Origin of the sequence: Pseudomonas sp. GL-B-19, assembly GCF_019956415.1 — a bacterium.
Classification (GTDB): domain Bacteria; phylum Pseudomonadota; class Gammaproteobacteria; order Pseudomonadales; family Pseudomonadaceae; genus Aquipseudomonas.
In genome coordinates this window covers 50,286-67,470 of record NZ_JAHBDK010000026.1, presented here as the reverse complement: position 1 = coordinate 67,470, position 17,185 = coordinate 50,286, and the positions used below count along the sequence as shown (strand labels likewise).

Here is a 17,185-nt window from a genome sequence, read left to right as displayed (position 1 = left end):
CATTAAATTAGCCCGCGCTGAACAAGTTCCTTATGCGCCGATAACAGGTCTTCGGCGAAGGACAAATCAGGGATCCCGGTCGTTCTTGCGGACAACTCGGCGTGATGGATACGTACCGTGGGTCCGGCAATCATTTTTGGGCAACTGACACCATTCAAAAGTTTTGGCAGCTGCGAAAGGTTTATGGCTTTGCTGGAATACAGCAGTACGCCACGGGCTTGCAGGTGATCGACCGCCAGCGCGAGTTCGCCGGCGGGCAAGGGCCAGTCGAACACCTCTACCGGGCAATCGGCGCTGCTGATCAGCCAGGCTGTGAGCCACAGGTGAGGTTCCAGTGGCACATCCGAGTGATTGATCAACAACAGTGGCGCAGCGCGTAACTGACGGTTGTTATGGTAGATGCGTGCGCCGAATTTGCTGCGTAACCAGGAATAAAAGAACGCCCGCTCCATCTGCGCGCCGAACTGGCCCTGCCAACGCTGTTCCAGTTCCGCCAGCAACGGCAGCAACAGGCGTTCGCACAAGGTTCGCGGTGGATACAGCGCCATGGCTTGATTGACGGTGTCGTCGAGGGCGCGTTCGTTCAGGTGTGACACCGCTTGCAGCAGCGTCTGGCGCAGCACCTGCCAGTCGTTTTCAACGGGCTCGGTAAACGCCTGCGGCGTGTCCAGCAGTTGCTTGACCTGACTGACGGCCACGCCGCGGTTAAGCCAGGTGAGGATCTTCAGGATGCGTTGAACGTGTTCGGCCGAGAACAGCCGATGGCCCTTGGGTGTGCGTTGCGGAACGATCAGGCCATAGCGCCGTTCCCAGGCACGCAACGTCACGGCGTTGACGCCGGTCTGGCGCGCCACTTCACGGATTGGCAGCCAGTCTTCGTCCAAGGCCTTTTTAAAATCACCGCCAAGGTCTTCGCTGGCGCTGATGTCGATTAGGGTTTTCATTAGATCGCGTTTCGCAGACTGAGATTTTCCGGATGCGGTTGCAGGTAAACCTGTCGCGCGATGTAAGTATCCGGGTGCTGGCGGAAGTGGTGCTTGAGCAGGGTCAATGGAACCACCAATGGCACGATGCCTTGGCGGTATTGGCCGATAACGTGCTGCACTTCCTGCCTGTCGTCAGGGCTGATGACCTGCTTGAGGTAGCCGCTGATGTGTTGCAGGACGTTGGTGTGGGTACGCCGTGTGGCGCACTTTTTCAATGCCGCCATCAATTCACTGAAGTAACGCCGGCCCAACTCGTCGGGGGTGGTGTGGTTCATGTTGCCCAGTAAATTCCCCAGGGTTTTGTATTGCACCGGGTTATGCGCCATCAGCAGGTATTTGTAACGAGAATGGAATTCGGTGAGGCCGCGGCGGGTCAGGCCCTTTTTCAGCAATTGCTGCCAGGCGCTGTAAGCGAACACACGGGTGAGGAAGTTTTCCCGCAGCACCGGGTCGTTGAGCCGGCCGTCTTCTTCTACCGGCAGGTCAGGGTGCCGTGCGCAGAAAGCCTGGGCATAGACGCCTCGACCACCGCCTTCCACCGGTGCACCGTTGGCGTGATAGACCTTTACCCGTTCCAAGCCGCAGGATGGGGATTTCTGCATGAAGATGTAGCCGCAGATGTCGCTCAACTGACTGGCCATTGTCTGGCCGTACTCGATGAGCGGTCGGGTGACATTCAGCTCGGCGTGAACGCTGCCCACGGCTTCGGGATGTTGCGGGTCGCCTACCAGGCGGATCGGCTCACGGGGGGTGCCGAGGCCGATGGCGACTTCCGGGCATACCGCGATGAAATCGAAATAGTCAGTGAGGGTGTGACTGCACAGGCGTGATTCCTTGTGGCCGCCGTTGTAGCGAACTTCGGCCCCCATCAAGCAGGCGCTGATAGCGATTTTCGGTTTCACGGGGGCATGGATCATCAGAGCACCTCGAATCTAAACCTGTACAGAGTGGTGGTTCTGTACAGCATGACTTCATCATAGATTCAAAGGTGTACAAGTCAAACATTCTGTATAAGTTTTGTGAGGGGCAATGAAGACCTTGTGGGAGCGAGCCTGCTCGCGATGGCGACGGCACATCCAGGATTAATGCGTCAGTGACATCGCAATCGCGAGCAGGCTCGCTCCCACAGGGTCTAGTATTTTTTCGCGGTTTTGCGGATGGGCTGCTGTCCACTTCGACAGCAGCAATTGACGCGGGTTGATGCGATTCACTGCATGTGTTCATGCAAGCGGCGAGCAGCCTCCTGACCACTGAGCCAGGCGCCTTCGACACGTCCGGACAGGCACCAGTCGCCGCACACATACAGGCCCAGGTCGGCATCGGCGAGCGCGCCCCATTCATGGCTGTTGGCGGGGCGGGCATAGAGCCAGCGATGGGCAAGGCTGAAGGTCGGGGCGGGCATGGAGTCGTGCAACAGTTCGGCGAATGCGCCGTGCAGTTGCTCGATCACGGCCTCCTTGGACAGATCGATATGTTGCCGGCTCCAGGCGCTGGTCGCGTGCAACACCCAGGTGTCCAGGGTGTTGTCGCGTCCCGGTTTGCTGCGGTTGCGGGCCAGCCAGTCGAGGGGGCTGTCCTGCACGAAACAGCCCTCCATCGGCGTCTCCAACGGTGTTTCGAATGCCAGGGCGACGGCCCAGGTCGGGTCCATTTTTACCCCGGCGGCAACCCCGGCCAGCTTCGATGCGGCCGCCAGCAGCGCGGTGGCTTGAGGGGCGGGTGTGGCGATCACCACATGACTGAACGGACCGTGGGTGAAGCCTTCGGCGTCCTGCAAATGCCAGTGTTCTTCGCCGCGATAGACCTCGGTGATCCGGCAAGCGAACTGTACTTCCAGATCGCCGAGCAGGCCGCGGGTGATAGCGCTCATGTGTGGCGTACCGACCCAGCGCGTCTGTTCGTCCGGCGACAGGCTGAGTTGGCCGCCGTGGTAGGTGTAGAGCTGCGGCGTCCACTCGGCGGCCCAGCCGTTGGCTTGCCAACGCTGGACTTCGGTGACGAAGCGGCGGTCACGGGCTGTGAAATATTGCGCGCCCAAGTCCAGAGCACCCGCATCGCTGCGCTTGCTCGACATGCGTCCGCCACTGCCGCGGCTTTTATCGAAAAGCTGGACGACATGCCCTGTGCCAGTCAGGGCTTGAGCGGCTGAGAGCCCGGCGATGCCGGTGCCGATGATTGCGATAGGTACAGTCATAGGGGCCTCGTTTACCTTTCTGTACAGACTACGCCGTGGGTCAAACCTGTACAATATTGTTTTTTGGTATAACTTTTAGCGTTCTCGATCTGACAGCTTGGCCTATTGTTAAACACAGAGCCTGCCCGATACCAAAGATCCCTGCTTATAAAAATAGACTAGTGATCAGAGTTAAACGCCACGCGAGGAAGAAGTCATGCACATATTGCTGACAGGCGGTACTGGTTTGATAGGACGTCAGCTCTGCCGGCACTGGTTGAGTCAGGGGCATCACCTGACGGTCTGGAGTCGCAAGCCTGAAAAAGTCGCAAAAATATGCGGCACGCAAGTGCGTGGTATTGCCCGGCTGGAAGACCTCGACCAGGCACCGCTGGACGCCATTATCAATCTGGCAGGCGCACCGATTGCCGACCGGCCCTGGACTCACAAGCGCAAAACGTTGCTCTGGAGTAGCCGCATCACCCTGACAGAAACGCTGCTGGCCTGGCTCGAAAAACGCGAGCAAAAACCTTCGCTGTTGATTTCCGGTTCGGCGTTGGGCTGGTATGGCGATGGGGGGGAGCGTGAGTTGACCGAGGCTTCACCCCCCGTCATCGATGATTTCGCCAGCCAGTTGTGCGTCGCTTGGGAAGAAACCGCCCAGCGTGCCGAGGCCTTGGGCATTCGGGTTGTGCTGATTCGTACCGGGTTGGTTTTGTCGGCCGAGGGCGGCTTTTTGTCGCGGCTGTTGCTGCCGTTCAAACTGGGGCTGGGCGGGCCGATCGGCAATGGTCGGCAGTGGATGCCGTGGATCCATATCAACGACCAAATCGCCCTGATTGATTTTCTTCTGCATCAGAAAAACGTCAGCGGTCCTTATAATGCGTGCGCCCCCAAACCGGTGCGCAATTGCGAGTTTGCCAAGACACTGGGCAGCGTGCTGCACCGCCCGGCGTTCATGCCGATGCCGGCCCTGGCCTTGAAAGTAGCTCTGGGCGAGTTGTCATTGTTGTTGCTGGGTGGCCAGAAGGCCCTGCCGGTCCGCTTGCTGGAAGCGGGTTTCACTTTCCAGTTTACTGATTTGCGCGCGGCCCTGGACGATCTGTCCAGCCGCCTCTGAAATAGGACGTTGCATGACCGATCACGCGTTGCTTCTGGTTAACCTGGGTTCACCTGCCTCCACGTCGGTGGCGGATGTACGCAGCTACCTCAATCAATTTCTGATGGACCCGTATGTGATCGACCTGCCATGGCCGGTGCGGCGCTTGCTGGTGTCGCTGATCCTGATCAAACGCCCGGAACAGTCAGCCCACGCCTACGCGTCGATCTGGTGGGAGGAGGGCTCGCCCCTGGTTGTGCTCAGCCGTCGTCTGCAACAGGCCATGACGGCGCAGTGGCCCCACGGTCCGGTGGAACTGGCGATGCGATACGGTGAGCCGTCGATCGAATCGAAACTGGTGCAGCTGGCCGCCCAGGGCCACAAAAGAATCACCCTTGCGCCGCTTTATCCACAGTTCGCCGACAGCACCACCACGACAGTCATCGAAGAAGCCAAGCGCGTGCTGCGCGAAAAAGGACTCGACCTGCAGCTGTCGATTCTCCAGCCGTTCTACGATCAGCCGGAATACCTCGACGCCTTGGTCGCCAGCGCGAAGCCTTATTTGCAGCAGGATTACGATCACTTGTTGCTGAGCTTCCACGGATTGCCGGAGCGGCACCTGAAGAAGCTCAATCCCGGCCACAGTTTCGAAAGCGGCGGTGACTGTTGCGCCGGTGCTCCGCCGGAAGTGGTCGCGACCTGCTATCGCGGCCAGTGCCTGCGTACGGCGGCAGCGTTTGCCAAACGCATGGGCTTGTCGGACGGCAAGTGGTCGGTGTCGTTTCAGTCGCGTCTGGGCCGAGCCAAGTGGATCGAACCTTACACCGAAGCGCGGCTCGATGAGTTGGCCAAAAGCGGCGTGAAGAAAATTCTGGTGATGTGCCCGGCATTCGTTGCCGATTGCATAGAGACGCTGGAAGAGATCGGTGATCGCGGGTTGGAGCAGTTCCGCGAAGCGGGAGGGGAGGAATTGGTGCTGGTGCCGTGCCTCAACGATGACCCACAGTGGGCGCGGGCGTTGAGTGCATTGTGCGAAAGAGCGCCATTGGCCCTTTAAAAGCATCGCGGGCAAGCCTTGCTCCTACAGTGATCGACACAAAACCTGTAGGAGCAAGGCTTGCCCGCGATAGCTATCTCAAGATCGGCTTACAACAGCGGCTCATTCGCCTTCTTGTGTTTCCAGCTGTCATTGCCCGGCAGCAATAGGTTCAGCGCAATCGCCACCACCGCGCACAGCGCGATGCCTTTGAGACCGAAGTCATCCTGGCCGGTCCCGGTGCCGACCAGCATACCGCCAATCCCGAACACCAGAGTCACCGACACAATCACCAGATTGCGCGCTTCGGCCAAATCGATCTTGTGGCGAATCAGCGTGTTCATGCCAACCGCTGCAATCGAACCGAACAACAGGCAGAGAATCCCGCCCATCACTGGCACCGGAATGCTTTGCAGCAGTGCGCCGAACTTGCCGATGAACGCCAGGCTGATGGCGAAAATCGCCGCCCAGGTCATGATTTTCGGGTTGTAGTTCTTGGTCAGCATCACCGCGCCGGTCACTTCGGCGTAGGTGGTGTTGGGTGGGCCACCAAACAGGCCCGCTGCGGTGGTGGCAATGCCATCGCCGAGCAGGGTGCGGTGCAGGCCGGGTTTCTTCAGGTAATCGCGACCGGTCACGCTACCGACGGCAATCACGCCGCCGATGTGTTCGATGGCCGGGGCCAACGCAACCGGAACGATGAACAGAATCGCCTGCCAGTTGAACTCGGGCGCGGTGAAGTTCGGAATTGCAAACCACGGCGCGGCCGCAATCTTCGCGGTATCGACGACGCCGAAGTAGAAGGCCATGGCAAAACCGACCAGTACGCCGGAGATGATCGGCACCAGACGGAAAATGCCTTTGCCAAACACCGCGACGATCAGGGTGGTCAGCAGCGCGGGCATCGAGATGAGCATTGCCGTCTGGTAATGAATCAGCTCAGTGCCGTCGCCGGCCTTGCCCATCGCCATGTTGGCGGCAATCGGCGCCATGGCCAGGCCAATGGAGATGATCACCGGACCAATCACCACCGGTGGCAGCAGACGGTCAATAAAACCGGTGCCTTTGATTTTCACGGCCAGGCCGAGGAAAGTGTAGACGAAGCCTGCCGCCATCACGCCGCCCATGGTCGCCGCAACGCCGAACTGGCCCTTGGCAAGGATGATCGGGGTGATGAAGGCAAAGCTCGACGCCAGGAACACCGGCACTTGGCGTCCGGTGACGATCTGAAACAGAATCGTCCCCAAGCCTGCGGTGAACAGCGCCACGTTCGGGTCCAGGCCGGTAATCAGGGGCATCAACACCAACGCGCCGAAGGCCACGAACAGCATCTGTGCACCCGACAGCACCGTGCGCCAGAGCGGATCGTTGAACTCCTGCTGCATGCTCAAGCGTCCTTCTGCTTGGTGCCGAAGATCTTGTCACCGGCATCGCCCAGGCCCGGGATGATGTAACCGTGTTCGTTCAGTTTTTCGTCAATGGAGGCGGTGTAGATGGTCACGTCCGGGTGAGCCTTCTCAACAGCGGCGATGCCTTCGGGCGCTGCCACCAGCACCATGGCGCGGATCTCGCGGCAACCGGCCTTTTTCAGCAGGTCGATGGTGGCGACCATGGAATTGCCGGTAGCGAGCATCGGGTCGATGATCATCGCCAGGCGCTCGTCGATTTCCGGGACCAGTTTTTCCAGGTAGGTGTGGGCTTGCAGGGTCTCTTCGTTGCGGGCCACGCCCACGGCGCTGACTTTGGCGCCCGGGATCAGGCTCAGCACGCCTTCGAGCATGCCGATACCGGCGCGCAAAATCGGTACTACAGTAATTTTCTTGCCGGCGATTTTCTCGACCGACACCGTGCCGCACCAGCCTTCGATGTCGTAGGTCTCCAGCGGCAGGTCTTTGGTGGCTTCATAGGTCAGCAGGGCGCCGACTTCCTGAGCGAGCTCACGGAAATTCTTGGTGCTGATGTCTGCACGGCGCATAAGGCCAAGTTTATGACGGATCAGCGGGTGGCGGATCTCGAGGATGGGCATGGGAAAGGCTCCGGCGGCGGGCAAAAAAACCGGCCTAGATTAATCTATCCGAGGGTGTTGTCCTATAGACATACAGTACGTTAGTCCACAAACGCTTGATCTGGCCGTGTGGGATGCGTACCTTTGCCCGCTTTTCCCGAACAGCCACCCCCTGGAGAGCGCCATGTCCGCTGATCTCGAGCATATCCGTCAAATCATGCGAGAGGCTGACTGCCTGTACACCGAAGCTGAAGTCGAGGCGGCCATCGCCCGCGTCGGTGCGCAAATCAACGATCAACTGGCGGATTCCAACCCGGTGGTGTTCTGCGTGATGAACGGCGGCCTGATTTTTTCCGGCAAGCTGTTGCCGCACCTGCACTTCCCGCTGGAAGCGTCCTACTTGCACGCCACCCGTTATCGCAACGAAACCAGCGGCGGCGACTTGTTCTGGAAAGCCAAGCCGGAAGTGTCGTTCATCGACCGTGACGTGCTGATCATCGACGACATCCTAGACGAAGGTCACACCCTGGGCGCAATCATCGATTTCTGCAAACACGCCGGCGCGCGCAAAGTGCACACCGCCGTGCTGATCGACAAAGACCACGACCGTAAGGCTCGCCCGGACCTGAAAGCCGATTTCGTCGGCCTGCCGTGCATCGATCGTTACATCTTCGGTTACGGCATGGACTACAAAGGCTACTGGCGTAACGCTAACGGGATCTTTGCTGTTAAAGGAATGTAATCAATGGCCACGGCGCGCTTTCTGGATCAAACGCTGTTCACTGAATTGGCCGAGAAAGCAGCGGCTAATCCTCGTGGACGACAGCATCACAACTTTCATCAGATGGAAGACGCTTGCCATCGCATGGCGGTGGGTTTGCAGCCGAGCACCTATATCCCGCCTCACCGGCACTTGGGCGAAAACAAGGCTGAAACCTTGTTGGTCCTGAAAGGGCGCCTTGGTGTGCTGATCTTCGACGAGGCTGGCGGGGTGGTGAAAAAGCAAATCCTGCAAGCCGGTGGCGATTGTGTCGGCGTGGACCTGCCCACTGGTGTTTTCCACGGGTTGGTGGTGCTGGAAGCCGACAGCCTGATGTTCGAGTGCAAGGCCGGTCCGTATCGCCCGGTGGGTGAAGGCGAACTGGCGGATTGGGCGCCTCGTGAAGGCCAGCCAGGTGTCGCCGAGTATCAGGCGTGGATGCGTTCACAATTCGATTAAACCCATACCTTGTGGGAGCGAGCCTGCTCGCGATTGCGGTCTGACTGACACATTTATGCTGTATGTGCCAACGTAATCGCGAGCAGGCTCGCTCCCACAGTGGATCGCGTCCACAGAAGTATTTTCAAATACCCGTGATAAAGTGCCTGGCCCCGCCCCCCGGAGCCCTTCATGAGCCTTTTGATCCGCAGCTGCGCCGCCCTGTTGCTGACCCTCAGCCTGCCACTGGCGGCCGCCCCGGCGCCGATGCACGCACAGTTTCTGCCACCCGATGACCTGACCCTGCGCGACGCAGAGCCCGAGCAGCAACAACTCCTGCAGGTCACCGAGTATTCGGTGGTGGTGGGCAGCCAGCGCCAGTCCAATCAACAGCCGATTCCCGTCACGTCACCGTTGCTGATCCGCCTCAAGGGCAAATCCTTGAACAAGGGCGCGACCATCAACCAGGTGCTGGTCAACTTCGATGGCGAAAGCAAAAGCCTGAAAAAGCCGGTCTACGATGACAAAAGCAAAACCCTGACGCTGTTTTATCCGATGGCGCAGTACCGGGTGGTGATCGACTTGTTGCGCAATGACACGGTGTATTGCCAGTTCCTCAGCTATGCCAATGGCCATGTCTGGGCTGATTTGCACACCGGGGCCACTCGCATGCGTTGAGCCCGGCGCCAAGGGAGGGGTAAACTGCCCGCCCCGTGAAATGTCTGCGAGCTGGAGTCGGCAATGCGTAAAGATAAGAAGCAAGTGATTGGTGACGAGATCGGCGACGAGCAGATCAAGTTGTTCCTCGATTTCGAGCCAGTCGACGCCACTTCGCCGTCGCTGCACAAATTGATCAAGGCCTACCGTGGTCTGCGCATCGATGACTTTGAGCGTTTCCTGGCGTTCTTCGTCGAGGCAGGTCTGGACCTCAATGGCCAAGATGAGCATGGCAATGACTTCGTCGCCCTGATCAAGGATCAGCGCAATGCGGCCGAGTACATCGAATTGATCGCCAAGGCCCGCGGTTAACCTGTACCTGTAGGAGCACGGCTTGCCGGCGATAGCGATCTCAAGAACACCATCGCCGGCAAGCCGTGCTCCTACAGAACGGCATAAAAAAACGCCCCGCTCTCAGTGAGAACGGGGCGTTTTTTATGGGGCCGAATCAAGCGTAGCTTTCGGTCTCGTTACTGGCTTCAACCAGTTCCAGTGCGATGTTGTTGTGCGCATTGATCTTGCGATACAGCGCAGCATCGGTTTCGAGCACTTTTTCGCGAGCCGGGAAGATCTCTGCCAGTTTGGCAGCCCACTCACCGGAAGCCTTGCCCGGGAAGCATTTTTCGATCAGCTCAAGCATGATCGAAACGGTCACCGAAGCACCAGGGGAGGCGCCGAGCAGGGCAGCAAGGGAACCGTCCTTGGCCGCGACCAGTTCGGTACCGAATTGCAGGACGCCGCCCTTTTTCGGGTCTTTCTTGATGATCTGCACCCGTTGGCCGGCCACTTCCAGGCGCCAGTCTTCGGCTTTCGCTTCCGGGTAGAAACGACGCAGGGATTCCAGACGCTGTTCCATCGATTGCATCACTTCGCTGACCAGGTACTTGGTCAGGTCCATGTTGTTTTTCGCCACGGCCAGCATCGGGCCGATGTTGCCGGCGCGAACCGACATCGGCAGGTCCATGAAGGAGCCGTGCTTGAGGAACTTGGTGGTGAAACCGGCGTAAGGTCCGAACAGCAGGGACTTCTTGCCATCGACCACGCGGGTGTCCAGGTGCGGAACGGACATCGGTGGCGAACCCACGGCGGCCTGGCTGTACACCTTGGCCTGGTGGTGTTTGACCACTTCCGGGTTGTCGCAACGCAGCCACTGGCCACTGATCGGGAAACCGCCGAAGCCTTTGCTTTCTTCGATGCCCGAAGCCTGCAACAGCGGCAATGCCGCGCCGCCAGCGCCGAGGAAGACGAATTTCGCGTCGACGTCACGGGTGTTGCCGCTGTTGACGTCCTTGATGCTGACGGTCCAGCCGCCGTTGTTACGCTTCAGGCCGGTCACGCGCTTGCAGTACTTGACCTGCGCGTCGGGCGCGCTGGTCAGGTGCTTGAGCAATTGATTGGTCAGGGCGCCGAAGTTGACGTCTGTGCCATTCATCACGCGGGTAGCCGCGACGACTTCGTCGGCCGGACGGCCTGGCATCATCAGCGGCATCCAGTCGGCCATTTTGGCCTTGTCTTCGGTGTATTCCATGTCCGCGAAGGCGTGGTGCTTGCTCAGCAACTTGAAGCGTTCCTTGAGGAAGGAAACGCCACTGTCACCTTGCACGAAGCTCAGGTGTGGCACCGGGCTGATGAACGTCTTGCACGAGCCGAACGTGCCTTTCTTGGTCAGGTAGGACCAGAACTGCTTCGACACCTCGAATTGGGTATTGATGTGTACGGCTTTCTTGATGTCGACGGTGCCATCGGCAGCCTGTGGCGTGTAGTTGAGCTCACACAACCCGGCGTGACCGGTGCCGGCGTTGTTCCACGGGTTGGAACTCTCCGCGGCACCGGAATCCATCAGCTCGACGACTTCCAGCTTGATCGCGGGGTCGAGCTCTTTGAGCAATACCGCAAGGGTGGCACTCATGATGCCGGCCCCAACCAGTACTACGTCGACTGCTTCGTTATGCGCCATTTAACGCGTCTCCAAAATCTGCAGCACCAAATTGACGGCATGGCTGCCAGGAGTGACGGGGCGTGTCAGTGATGCCCCAGATACCCATGGCGAGTATTGCCATGTCCGAATCTTCGCAATTTTTTGCAACTTCGACGGACGCTACCGGCCGGGTCAATGAGGGTTATGAACTCATTTCAACGCGCGACTGGCAATTCGACTTATGGTCGATACATCCGTTTGTGCAACCAAATCCGTAGCGGACAGGCTTCAGGCTCCGGTATACGAGGAGTGCCCGGTCCTGTGTCGTTGGGCTGTTTCAGACGCTAATGGTGCATGTTCAGACGCAAAACTATTCATTTGCTCGCCACACTCTTGTGAAGTTGTGAAAACCCGTTTTTTTCACGCTCTTTTGAAGACGTGAACCTCAAAAAAGGGCTGTCCCTGCCTGGCACCGTGCCCGCAAGCATTACCGTCATGGGATACATGACCGGCAAAACGGGCAGACAGCTCAGTGACCGAGCGTAATGACAGCTCTGCAGATTCGCGAAAAGCGGGTTTTTGCTCAAGGAACAGCAAGCACACCAGCTTCACTCGATCTGTGTGGGCGGCTCTCTGTGGGCGGTGCGGGGTGTCAATACCGAGGCATTAACGATGCTGCGAGGCCCGATCAGGAGACGTCCTTATAATCGGGGGGAGATTGTATCTAAGAAACGCAGGGAAATGGACGTGTTTAATGACTTTTATTAGGCATCTGGTCAGGTGGTCAACAGATGTTACACCCGTGCACGTGGCTGGCGCGTGCTAACGCGTGCGCTTGGGGGGAGAGGTTGGTGCAACCCGTTCAGACGGATTTCTTCGATTTCCACCCAGCTTTCTCCCATTGGCTGGAGGCTGCACTGCTTGAACGAGTGGCAATGGCCATTGCCGTCGAGCAGGGCAGGGCAGCGCTGCAGGGGGGTACAGGAATTTACTTCAAGGCTTGTAGGGTGCTAGTTACCCGTCATGACGCACCGCTATACTGCGGGCCTGTTTGTACCTGATTCTGGAGAGATACGCATGTTGCAACGTCTGTTGTTCAGTTTGATCACTGTGACCAGTTTGACCCTCGTTGGCTGCGCCCACAGCCCGCAACAACTGAACCCTGAGCCCAAGCTGACAACGCAGCTGGCGCCAGTCGGCCATGGTCAGCCGGTGGTGGTGCGTGTGGTGGACGGTCGTCCGTCGCCAACATTGGGCACCCGTGGCGGCTTGTATCCGGAAACCAGCGCGATCACCGTGCAGGGCTCGCAGATTCTGCCGAAGTTGCAGGCTCAGGCCGAGGCGGCCGTGCGCTTGCTGGGCTTTACCCCGACGCCCAATGCGCCGAATGCACCGCAACTCACCGTGACCTTGGCCGAGCTGAAGTATCAGTCGCCTAAAGAAGGCATGTATGTGACGGAAGCGACCATCAGCGCTACGTTCCGCTCCGATGTGCAGAACGCCAATCGTCGCTACAGCGGTCGTTACGGTGCATCGCTGGACCAGCGTTTCGGCATGGCACCGAACCAGGAAACCAACACCAAGCTGGTCAGTGATGTGTTGAGTGATGCGCTGACGCGCCTGTTCAAGGATCCGACGGTGGGTCAGGTTCTCGGCGAATAAGTATTCATCGGATTCAAAAAAGCCCGGTGCCAGCAATGGCCCCGGGCTTTTTAATGTCTGCAATACACCGTTGGCCTGTAGGAGCCGAGCTTGCTCGCGATGGCGTACTGTCAGTCGACGTCAATATTGAATGTGATGCCGCCATCGCGAGCAAGCTCGGCTCCTACAGGTTGGGGTGATGTCAGGCTGCTTCTGAGTAAAAATCCAGCACACTCACCCCGGTCAGCAAATCCGTCTCCGGCAAATCCGCATGTTGATGCCCGCCCAGCGCGCAATACACCAGCCAGTGGCGGTCCTGAACGTTGAAGGCAAGGCTGCCGATCAACGTTTGCTGTTCTTCACTTTGGGCGATGAGGTAGAGGCGATCCTGATTTTCAGCGTGCAGCATGACGGTCTCCGTGTCCGTTTTCGTGTGGCGGGAGACTGACGGATTTAGATGACGAAGTTATGACTCAGGGCAGGAGTCTGCCAATTAGTGAACTCTTTGTCGTAAAACAGATGCGGGAGGGGAGGCTTTCGGTAGAATCCGCGCCGCATTCGTCGGTTCGGCGTCTGTTACACCTGTTTTGTTTGAGGTCCGTGATGTCGCTGCATTTGATGACGCTGTTTACCGCCCATCCCGCCAAACTGGTCAATCTGCTGGCCTTGCTGCTTGCCTTTCCGGGCTGTTGGCTGCTGCACGCCACTCGTCGCCGCGAACAACGCGCCAAGGCCAGTATGGTGGCCCAGCGTCAGGGCCAACCCAACGTAGAGCCGACCCTCGATTGGGCGACGTTGCGCATGAACCGCTTTTTCTATCGCTTCGGTTTCGCCTGCCTCGGGCTGGCGTTGCTGGTGTCGTGGATCAGCACGCGGGTCTGATTACAAACATTGCAGCAATGAAAACGGCGCCGAAGGCGCCGTTTTCGGATCCAGCCAAAAATCCTACAGCGGCAAGCCGGCCTTCACACGGTACTGATTGCGCACCGGCGTCGCGTATTGCAGCACCAGGAACGGACGATGTTCTTCGGGGCAGGCCTCCAGACGTTTGTTCCATTCTTCCTGCGCCTTGGCCAGTTCATCGGCCGCAAATACTTCAGCAGCCTTCGGCACCTGCAATTGCGGGTCGGCGTCTTTCCATTGGGCGTAGGCCAGGTAGTGCACCGGGAACAAGCGGTAGCCACCGAGGATTTGCTTGTCCATCTCGACCGCCAATTGCTTGGTGTCTTCAAACAGCTCGGTGATCGGCGCGGCGAAGTTCACGTGGACCCGGCCCTTGTAGCCAGTGATGCCCTTGGCGATGCTCACATCATCCTCGCCCGGCACTTTGCTGTAGCTGCCGGTGGTGGCGCGGATGAACAACTCGCGCGCCTTGGCCTGATCGCACGGGTCGTATTCATAGCTGATCGACACCGGGGTGAGGTTCAGCGACTGAATGACTTCGCCGAACGGCTCGTCCTTGCGACTCATGTGGAACATCTTGAGGATTGCAGATTCGGTGCGGTCGTCGCCGTCTTTCGCCCGGCCTTCGGCCTGGGCGATCCAGATCGAGGCGCAATCGTTGCGGATCGAGTGGTTGATGTAGGCCGACAGCAGTTGATACGCCGCCATCTTCTCGCGGCGACCGGTGATCGAACGGTGCACGATGAAGCTCTTGTTCAGACGCATCAGGTCGCTGACGAAGGGCTTTTGCAGCAGGTTGTCGCCGATCGCGATGCGCGGTGTCGGCAGGCCAGCGTGGTACACGGCGTAGTTGACGAAGGCCGGGTCCATCACGATGTCGCGGTGGTTGGCGATGAACAGGTAGGCGCTGCCGGACTTGAACTGCTCGACGCCGGTATACGTGACGCCGTCTGTTGCGCGTTCGATGGTGTGGTCGACGTACATCTCGACCTTGTCCTGCAACGTGGCCACCGAATGAACACCGGCGAACTCGCGGCGCAGCCGATGAGCTATAAGAGGTTTAAGCATCCAGCCGAAAGCACCGGCAAAACGCGGGAAGCGGAAGTGGGTGAGGATATCTAGAAACGCCTTGTCGCCGAGCAACCTGTCCAGTACCGCTGGGACTTCGCTGTCGTCGTAAGGTCGGATGGCATCGAATTCGCCCATCATGCTCTCTTGTTAGAAACGGCTAGGGTAAGTAAAGGTTTTGATCAAAACCGACAGGGCACGGTCTGAAAAAATAGCCAGACAAAAATAGCCCTGCAAATAGACCGGCGATTATACGCACAAGTCACCCGGGAGACCGCGATGCTGGAAACCGAGCGCTACGAATGTCCGTATTGTGGTGAGGACGCAGAGGCCGTGTTGGATCTGTCCGGCGGCGATCAGACCTACATCGAAGATTGTCCGGTGTGTTGTCGGCCAATAACGTTTGTCCTGCAGACCGACGGTCAGGAATGGTTGCTCGAAGTGTTCAGCGAAAACGAGTGAAGAAGGGCGTCCCGATGCTGCGAATCTACGAGCCGGAAAACCTCATGGAAGGCGAATTGCTGCAAAGCATGTTGGCCAGCGAAGGCATTGAGGCGCATTTGGTGGGGCGCCATTTGCTCGGCGGCACTGGCGAACTGCCGATTTTCGGCCTGTTGGGCTTGTCGGTGGATAATGACCAGGCGGAATACGCCCGCTCGCTGATCACCGCGTACAATGCCGCGCTGCCGCTGTCTGGCGATGAACCGGAGAGCTTTCCCGGCACGCTGGTCTGTTAGGCTGGCGTTCGTTTGATCAAGAGTCGTGCTGCCCCATGTGTGGACGTTATGCCCTGTTTCGCTGGAACCCCGCCTTCGCGGCCCTGCCCGGCTTTCCCGCCGATCAGCAGGCCCAGTGGAATATTTCCCCCAACGATTCGGTGTTGATGCTGCGTGCAGGCCTGGACGGCCAGCGCGAACTGGCCCGCGCCCGCTGGGGCCTGACGCCACCGTGGCTGACCGATCTGTCCCGCACCCCGGCCCATGCCCGGGCTGAAACCGTTGCCGAGCAACCGATGTTTCGCCAGGCCTTTCGTGAGCGACGTTGTCTGCTGCCGGCCAACGGTTTCTATGAATGGCGCGGTACCACGCGCAAGCGTCCGTACTGGCTGACGCCGGGTGAGGGTTCGTCACTGTTTTTTGCCGCTATCTGGGAAGCGTACCCGGTGCAGGAACAGGTATGGCTGAGCACGGCAGTGATCACGCAGCCGGCGGCGAGTCAGCGCCGGCCGTTGATTCTCGATGCGGCGGGGCAGGCGGCGTGGCTTGATCCCGAGACGCCGTTGCATACCTTGCAGGCCTTGCTTGCCAGTGAACCCGCGGTGTTGCGCGAGCGGGTGCTGGCGAATCTGGTAAATGATCCGAAGCTGAATGCGCCGGAGTGTCTTACCCCGGGTTAAATGGGGGGGCTGTGCTTGCCCGCGATAAGGCCCGCACAGACTTGAGAATTTTTTCCTGCGGTGCTGAGAGCTTTGCCGGAATTTTGCGTCTTAGCTTTATGTATCTGGCGTCGATACATTTCCACGCCCAGGATACGCGGCATGATTTGAGGGAGTTTATTTGATGAACAAGCTATTGGTTTTTGGGACGCTGAGCGCCAGCCTGCTGCTCGCCGGGTGCCAGTCGGTCAACACCACCAGCGGTGGCGCCGTGGGGGTTGAGCGCAAACAGTACATGTTCACCATGTTGCCCGCGCAAGAGGTCGACCAGATGTATGCGCAGTCCTATCAGAAGACAGTCGGTGAAGCCTCCAGCAAAGGTGTGCTGGACAAAACCAGTGAGAATGCCCTGCGCGTCCAGGCCATTGCTGATCGGTTGATTGCCCAGGCGCCTAATTTTCGTCCGGATGCGGCTCAGTGGAATTGGGAAGTCAACCTGATCAAGAGCGATGAACTCAACGCCAACTGCGGGCCTGGGGGCAAGATCATCTTTTACACCGGGCTGATCGACAAACTGCAACTGACCGACGATGAAATCGCCGCAATCATGGGGCATGAAATCGCCCACGCCCTGCGTGAGCATGGTCGTGAAGCGATGTCCAAAGCCTATGGTATTGAAATGGCCAAGCAAGGCGCCGGTGCCTTGTTAGGGTTGGGCCAGGGCAGCATGGTTCTGGCGGATACCGTTGCGAACTACGGCATGACCCTGCCCAACAGCCGCGCCAATGAAAACGAAGCGGACCTGATTGGTCTCGAACTGGCCGCTCGCGCCGGTTACAACCCGAACGCCGCGATCACGCTGTGGAACAAGATGAGCAAGGTCTCGGAAGGCTCGCCACCGGAGTTCATGAGCACTCACCCGGCGTCGGCCAGTCGTATTGCCGCGTTGCAGGCAGCGATTCCCAAGGTGATGCCGTTGTACGAGAACGCGCGTAAATCCTGAGGTTTTTACATCGTCAGTCAGGGCCTCATCGCGAGCAGGCTCGCTCCCACAAGGGTTAGTGTC

21 protein-coding genes are annotated in these 17,185 nt (G+C 58.8%); 12 read left to right on the top strand and 9 right to left on the bottom strand.

Going from position 1 to position 17,185, the window contains the following annotated elements:
- Positions 1 to 2: 2 nt before the first annotated feature.
- From KGB06_RS11190 to KGB06_RS11180, 3 genes are all read right to left on the bottom strand, one after another.
- Positions 3 to 944: a MerR family transcriptional regulator gene (locus tag KGB06_RS11190; RefSeq protein WP_223515418.1), complete on the bottom strand. Its 942-nt coding sequence runs from the start codon at positions 942 to 944 to the stop codon at positions 3 to 5.
- Positions 944 to 1,903, bottom strand: coding sequence for a YbgA family protein (locus KGB06_RS11185; protein WP_223515415.1), 960 nt, complete (start codon positions 1,901 to 1,903; stop codon positions 944 to 946). Before KGB06_RS11185 ends, KGB06_RS11190 begins: the two co-directional genes overlap by 1 nt.
- Before the next feature lie 290 nt (positions 1,904 to 2,193).
- Positions 2,194 to 3,180, bottom strand: a complete 987-nt coding sequence (locus KGB06_RS11180) for an NAD(P)/FAD-dependent oxidoreductase (protein WP_223515412.1) — start codon at positions 3,178 to 3,180, stop codon at positions 2,194 to 2,196.
- A gap of 196 nt (positions 3,181 to 3,376) precedes the next feature.
- Between KGB06_RS11180 and KGB06_RS11175 the strand changes: the two genes are divergently transcribed.
- Both KGB06_RS11175 and hemH read left to right on the top strand, forming a co-directional pair.
- On the top strand, positions 3,377 to 4,279 hold the full coding sequence (locus KGB06_RS11175) for a TIGR01777 family oxidoreductase (RefSeq protein WP_223515409.1): 903 nt from the start codon (positions 3,377 to 3,379) through the stop codon (positions 4,277 to 4,279).
- A 13-nt stretch (positions 4,280 to 4,292) separates the two neighbouring features.
- The gene (gene hemH, locus KGB06_RS11170; protein ID WP_223515406.1) at positions 4,293 to 5,315 is read left to right on the top strand and encodes a ferrochelatase; all 1,023 of its coding nucleotides are present in this window, start codon (positions 4,293 to 4,295) and stop codon (positions 5,313 to 5,315) included.
- Positions 5,316 to 5,404: 89 nt separating this feature from the next.
- Here the strand turns inward: hemH and KGB06_RS11165 are convergent, their stop codons facing one another.
- Both KGB06_RS11165 and upp read right to left on the bottom strand, forming a co-directional pair.
- The gene (locus KGB06_RS11165) at positions 5,405 to 6,679 is read right to left on the bottom strand and encodes a uracil-xanthine permease family protein (RefSeq protein ID WP_223515403.1); all 1,275 of its coding nucleotides are present in this window, start codon (positions 6,677 to 6,679) and stop codon (positions 5,405 to 5,407) included.
- A gap of 2 nt (positions 6,680 to 6,681) precedes the next feature.
- Entirely contained in the window at positions 6,682 to 7,320 is a 639-nt protein-coding gene (gene upp, locus KGB06_RS11160) for a uracil phosphoribosyltransferase (RefSeq protein ID WP_223515400.1), read from the bottom strand.
- 163 nt (positions 7,321 to 7,483) lie between these two features.
- Here upp and KGB06_RS11155 point away from each other — a divergent pair, with 163 nt between their 5' ends.
- The 4 genes from KGB06_RS11155 (at position 7,484) to KGB06_RS11140 (ending at position 9,526) form a co-directional block, all read left to right on the top strand.
- Positions 7,484 to 8,041, top strand: a complete 558-nt coding sequence (locus KGB06_RS11155; protein ID WP_223515397.1) for a hypoxanthine-guanine phosphoribosyltransferase — start codon at positions 7,484 to 7,486, stop codon at positions 8,039 to 8,041.
- 3 nt (positions 8,042 to 8,044) lie between these two features.
- Positions 8,045 to 8,518: a WbuC family cupin fold metalloprotein gene (locus KGB06_RS11150; protein ID WP_223515394.1), complete on the top strand. Its 474-nt coding sequence runs from the start codon at positions 8,045 to 8,047 to the stop codon at positions 8,516 to 8,518.
- 171 nt (positions 8,519 to 8,689) lie between these two features.
- Positions 8,690 to 9,175 carry a hypothetical protein gene (locus KGB06_RS11145; protein ID WP_223515391.1) on the top strand — a complete coding sequence of 162 codons (486 nt, stop codon included), beginning with the start codon at positions 8,690 to 8,692 and terminating at the stop codon, positions 9,173 to 9,175.
- A gap of 63 nt (positions 9,176 to 9,238) precedes the next feature.
- Complete coding sequence (locus KGB06_RS11140) at positions 9,239 to 9,526, top strand: PA4642 family protein (protein ID WP_223515388.1); 288 nt, start codon at positions 9,239 to 9,241, stop codon at positions 9,524 to 9,526.
- A gap of 136 nt (positions 9,527 to 9,662) precedes the next feature.
- Here KGB06_RS11140 and mqo read toward each other — a convergent pair whose 3' ends face one another.
- Together mqo and KGB06_RS11130 are read right to left on the bottom strand one after the other, a co-directional pair.
- Positions 9,663 to 11,171 (bottom strand): malate dehydrogenase (quinone), encoded by a 1,509-nt coding sequence (gene mqo, locus KGB06_RS11135; protein ID WP_223515384.1) that lies wholly within the window; start codon positions 11,169 to 11,171, stop codon positions 9,663 to 9,665.
- Positions 11,172 to 11,926: 755 nt separating this feature from the next.
- Positions 11,927 to 12,106 (bottom strand): hypothetical protein, encoded by a 180-nt coding sequence (locus KGB06_RS11130; RefSeq protein ID WP_223515456.1) that lies wholly within the window; start codon positions 12,104 to 12,106, stop codon positions 11,927 to 11,929.
- A 103-nt stretch (positions 12,107 to 12,209) separates the two neighbouring features.
- Between KGB06_RS11130 and KGB06_RS11125 the strand changes: the two genes are divergently transcribed.
- The gene (locus tag KGB06_RS11125; protein ID WP_223515381.1) at positions 12,210 to 12,794 is read left to right on the top strand and encodes a YajG family lipoprotein; all 585 of its coding nucleotides are present in this window, start codon (positions 12,210 to 12,212) and stop codon (positions 12,792 to 12,794) included.
- Between the two features lie 181 nt (positions 12,795 to 12,975).
- On the opposite strand, the gene KGB06_RS11120 is transcribed toward KGB06_RS11125, so the two are convergent.
- A complete protein-coding gene (locus KGB06_RS11120) occupies positions 12,976 to 13,182 on the bottom strand; it encodes a hypothetical protein (protein ID WP_223515378.1) in 207 nt (68 codons plus the stop codon).
- A gap of 194 nt (positions 13,183 to 13,376) precedes the next feature.
- Here KGB06_RS11120 and KGB06_RS11115 point away from each other — a divergent pair, with 194 nt between their 5' ends.
- Positions 13,377 to 13,655 carry a hypothetical protein gene (locus KGB06_RS11115; RefSeq protein WP_223515375.1) on the top strand — a complete coding sequence of 93 codons (279 nt, stop codon included), beginning with the start codon at positions 13,377 to 13,379 and terminating at the stop codon, positions 13,653 to 13,655.
- Between the two features lie 63 nt (positions 13,656 to 13,718).
- On the opposite strand, the gene KGB06_RS11110 is transcribed toward KGB06_RS11115, so the two are convergent.
- Entirely contained in the window at positions 13,719 to 14,882 is a 1,164-nt protein-coding gene (locus tag KGB06_RS11110; RefSeq protein ID WP_223515372.1) for a 1-acyl-sn-glycerol-3-phosphate acyltransferase, read from the bottom strand.
- A gap of 141 nt (positions 14,883 to 15,023) precedes the next feature.
- On the opposite strand from KGB06_RS11110, the gene KGB06_RS11105 reads away from it, so the two are divergent.
- From KGB06_RS11105 to KGB06_RS11090, 4 genes are all read left to right on the top strand, one after another.
- The gene (locus KGB06_RS11105) at positions 15,024 to 15,206 is read left to right on the top strand and encodes a CPXCG motif-containing cysteine-rich protein (RefSeq protein ID WP_223515369.1); all 183 of its coding nucleotides are present in this window, start codon (positions 15,024 to 15,026) and stop codon (positions 15,204 to 15,206) included.
- Between the two features lie 14 nt (positions 15,207 to 15,220).
- The gene (locus KGB06_RS11100) at positions 15,221 to 15,481 is read left to right on the top strand and encodes a putative signal transducing protein (RefSeq protein ID WP_223515366.1); all 261 of its coding nucleotides are present in this window, start codon (positions 15,221 to 15,223) and stop codon (positions 15,479 to 15,481) included.
- A 35-nt stretch (positions 15,482 to 15,516) separates the two neighbouring features.
- A complete protein-coding gene (locus KGB06_RS11095; protein WP_223515363.1) occupies positions 15,517 to 16,140 on the top strand; it encodes an SOS response-associated peptidase in 624 nt (207 codons plus the stop codon).
- 163 nt (positions 16,141 to 16,303) lie between these two features.
- Positions 16,304 to 17,122: a M48 family metallopeptidase gene (locus KGB06_RS11090; protein ID WP_223515360.1), complete on the top strand. Its 819-nt coding sequence runs from the start codon at positions 16,304 to 16,306 to the stop codon at positions 17,120 to 17,122.
- The last annotated feature ends 63 nt before the right edge of the window (positions 17,123 to 17,185 follow it).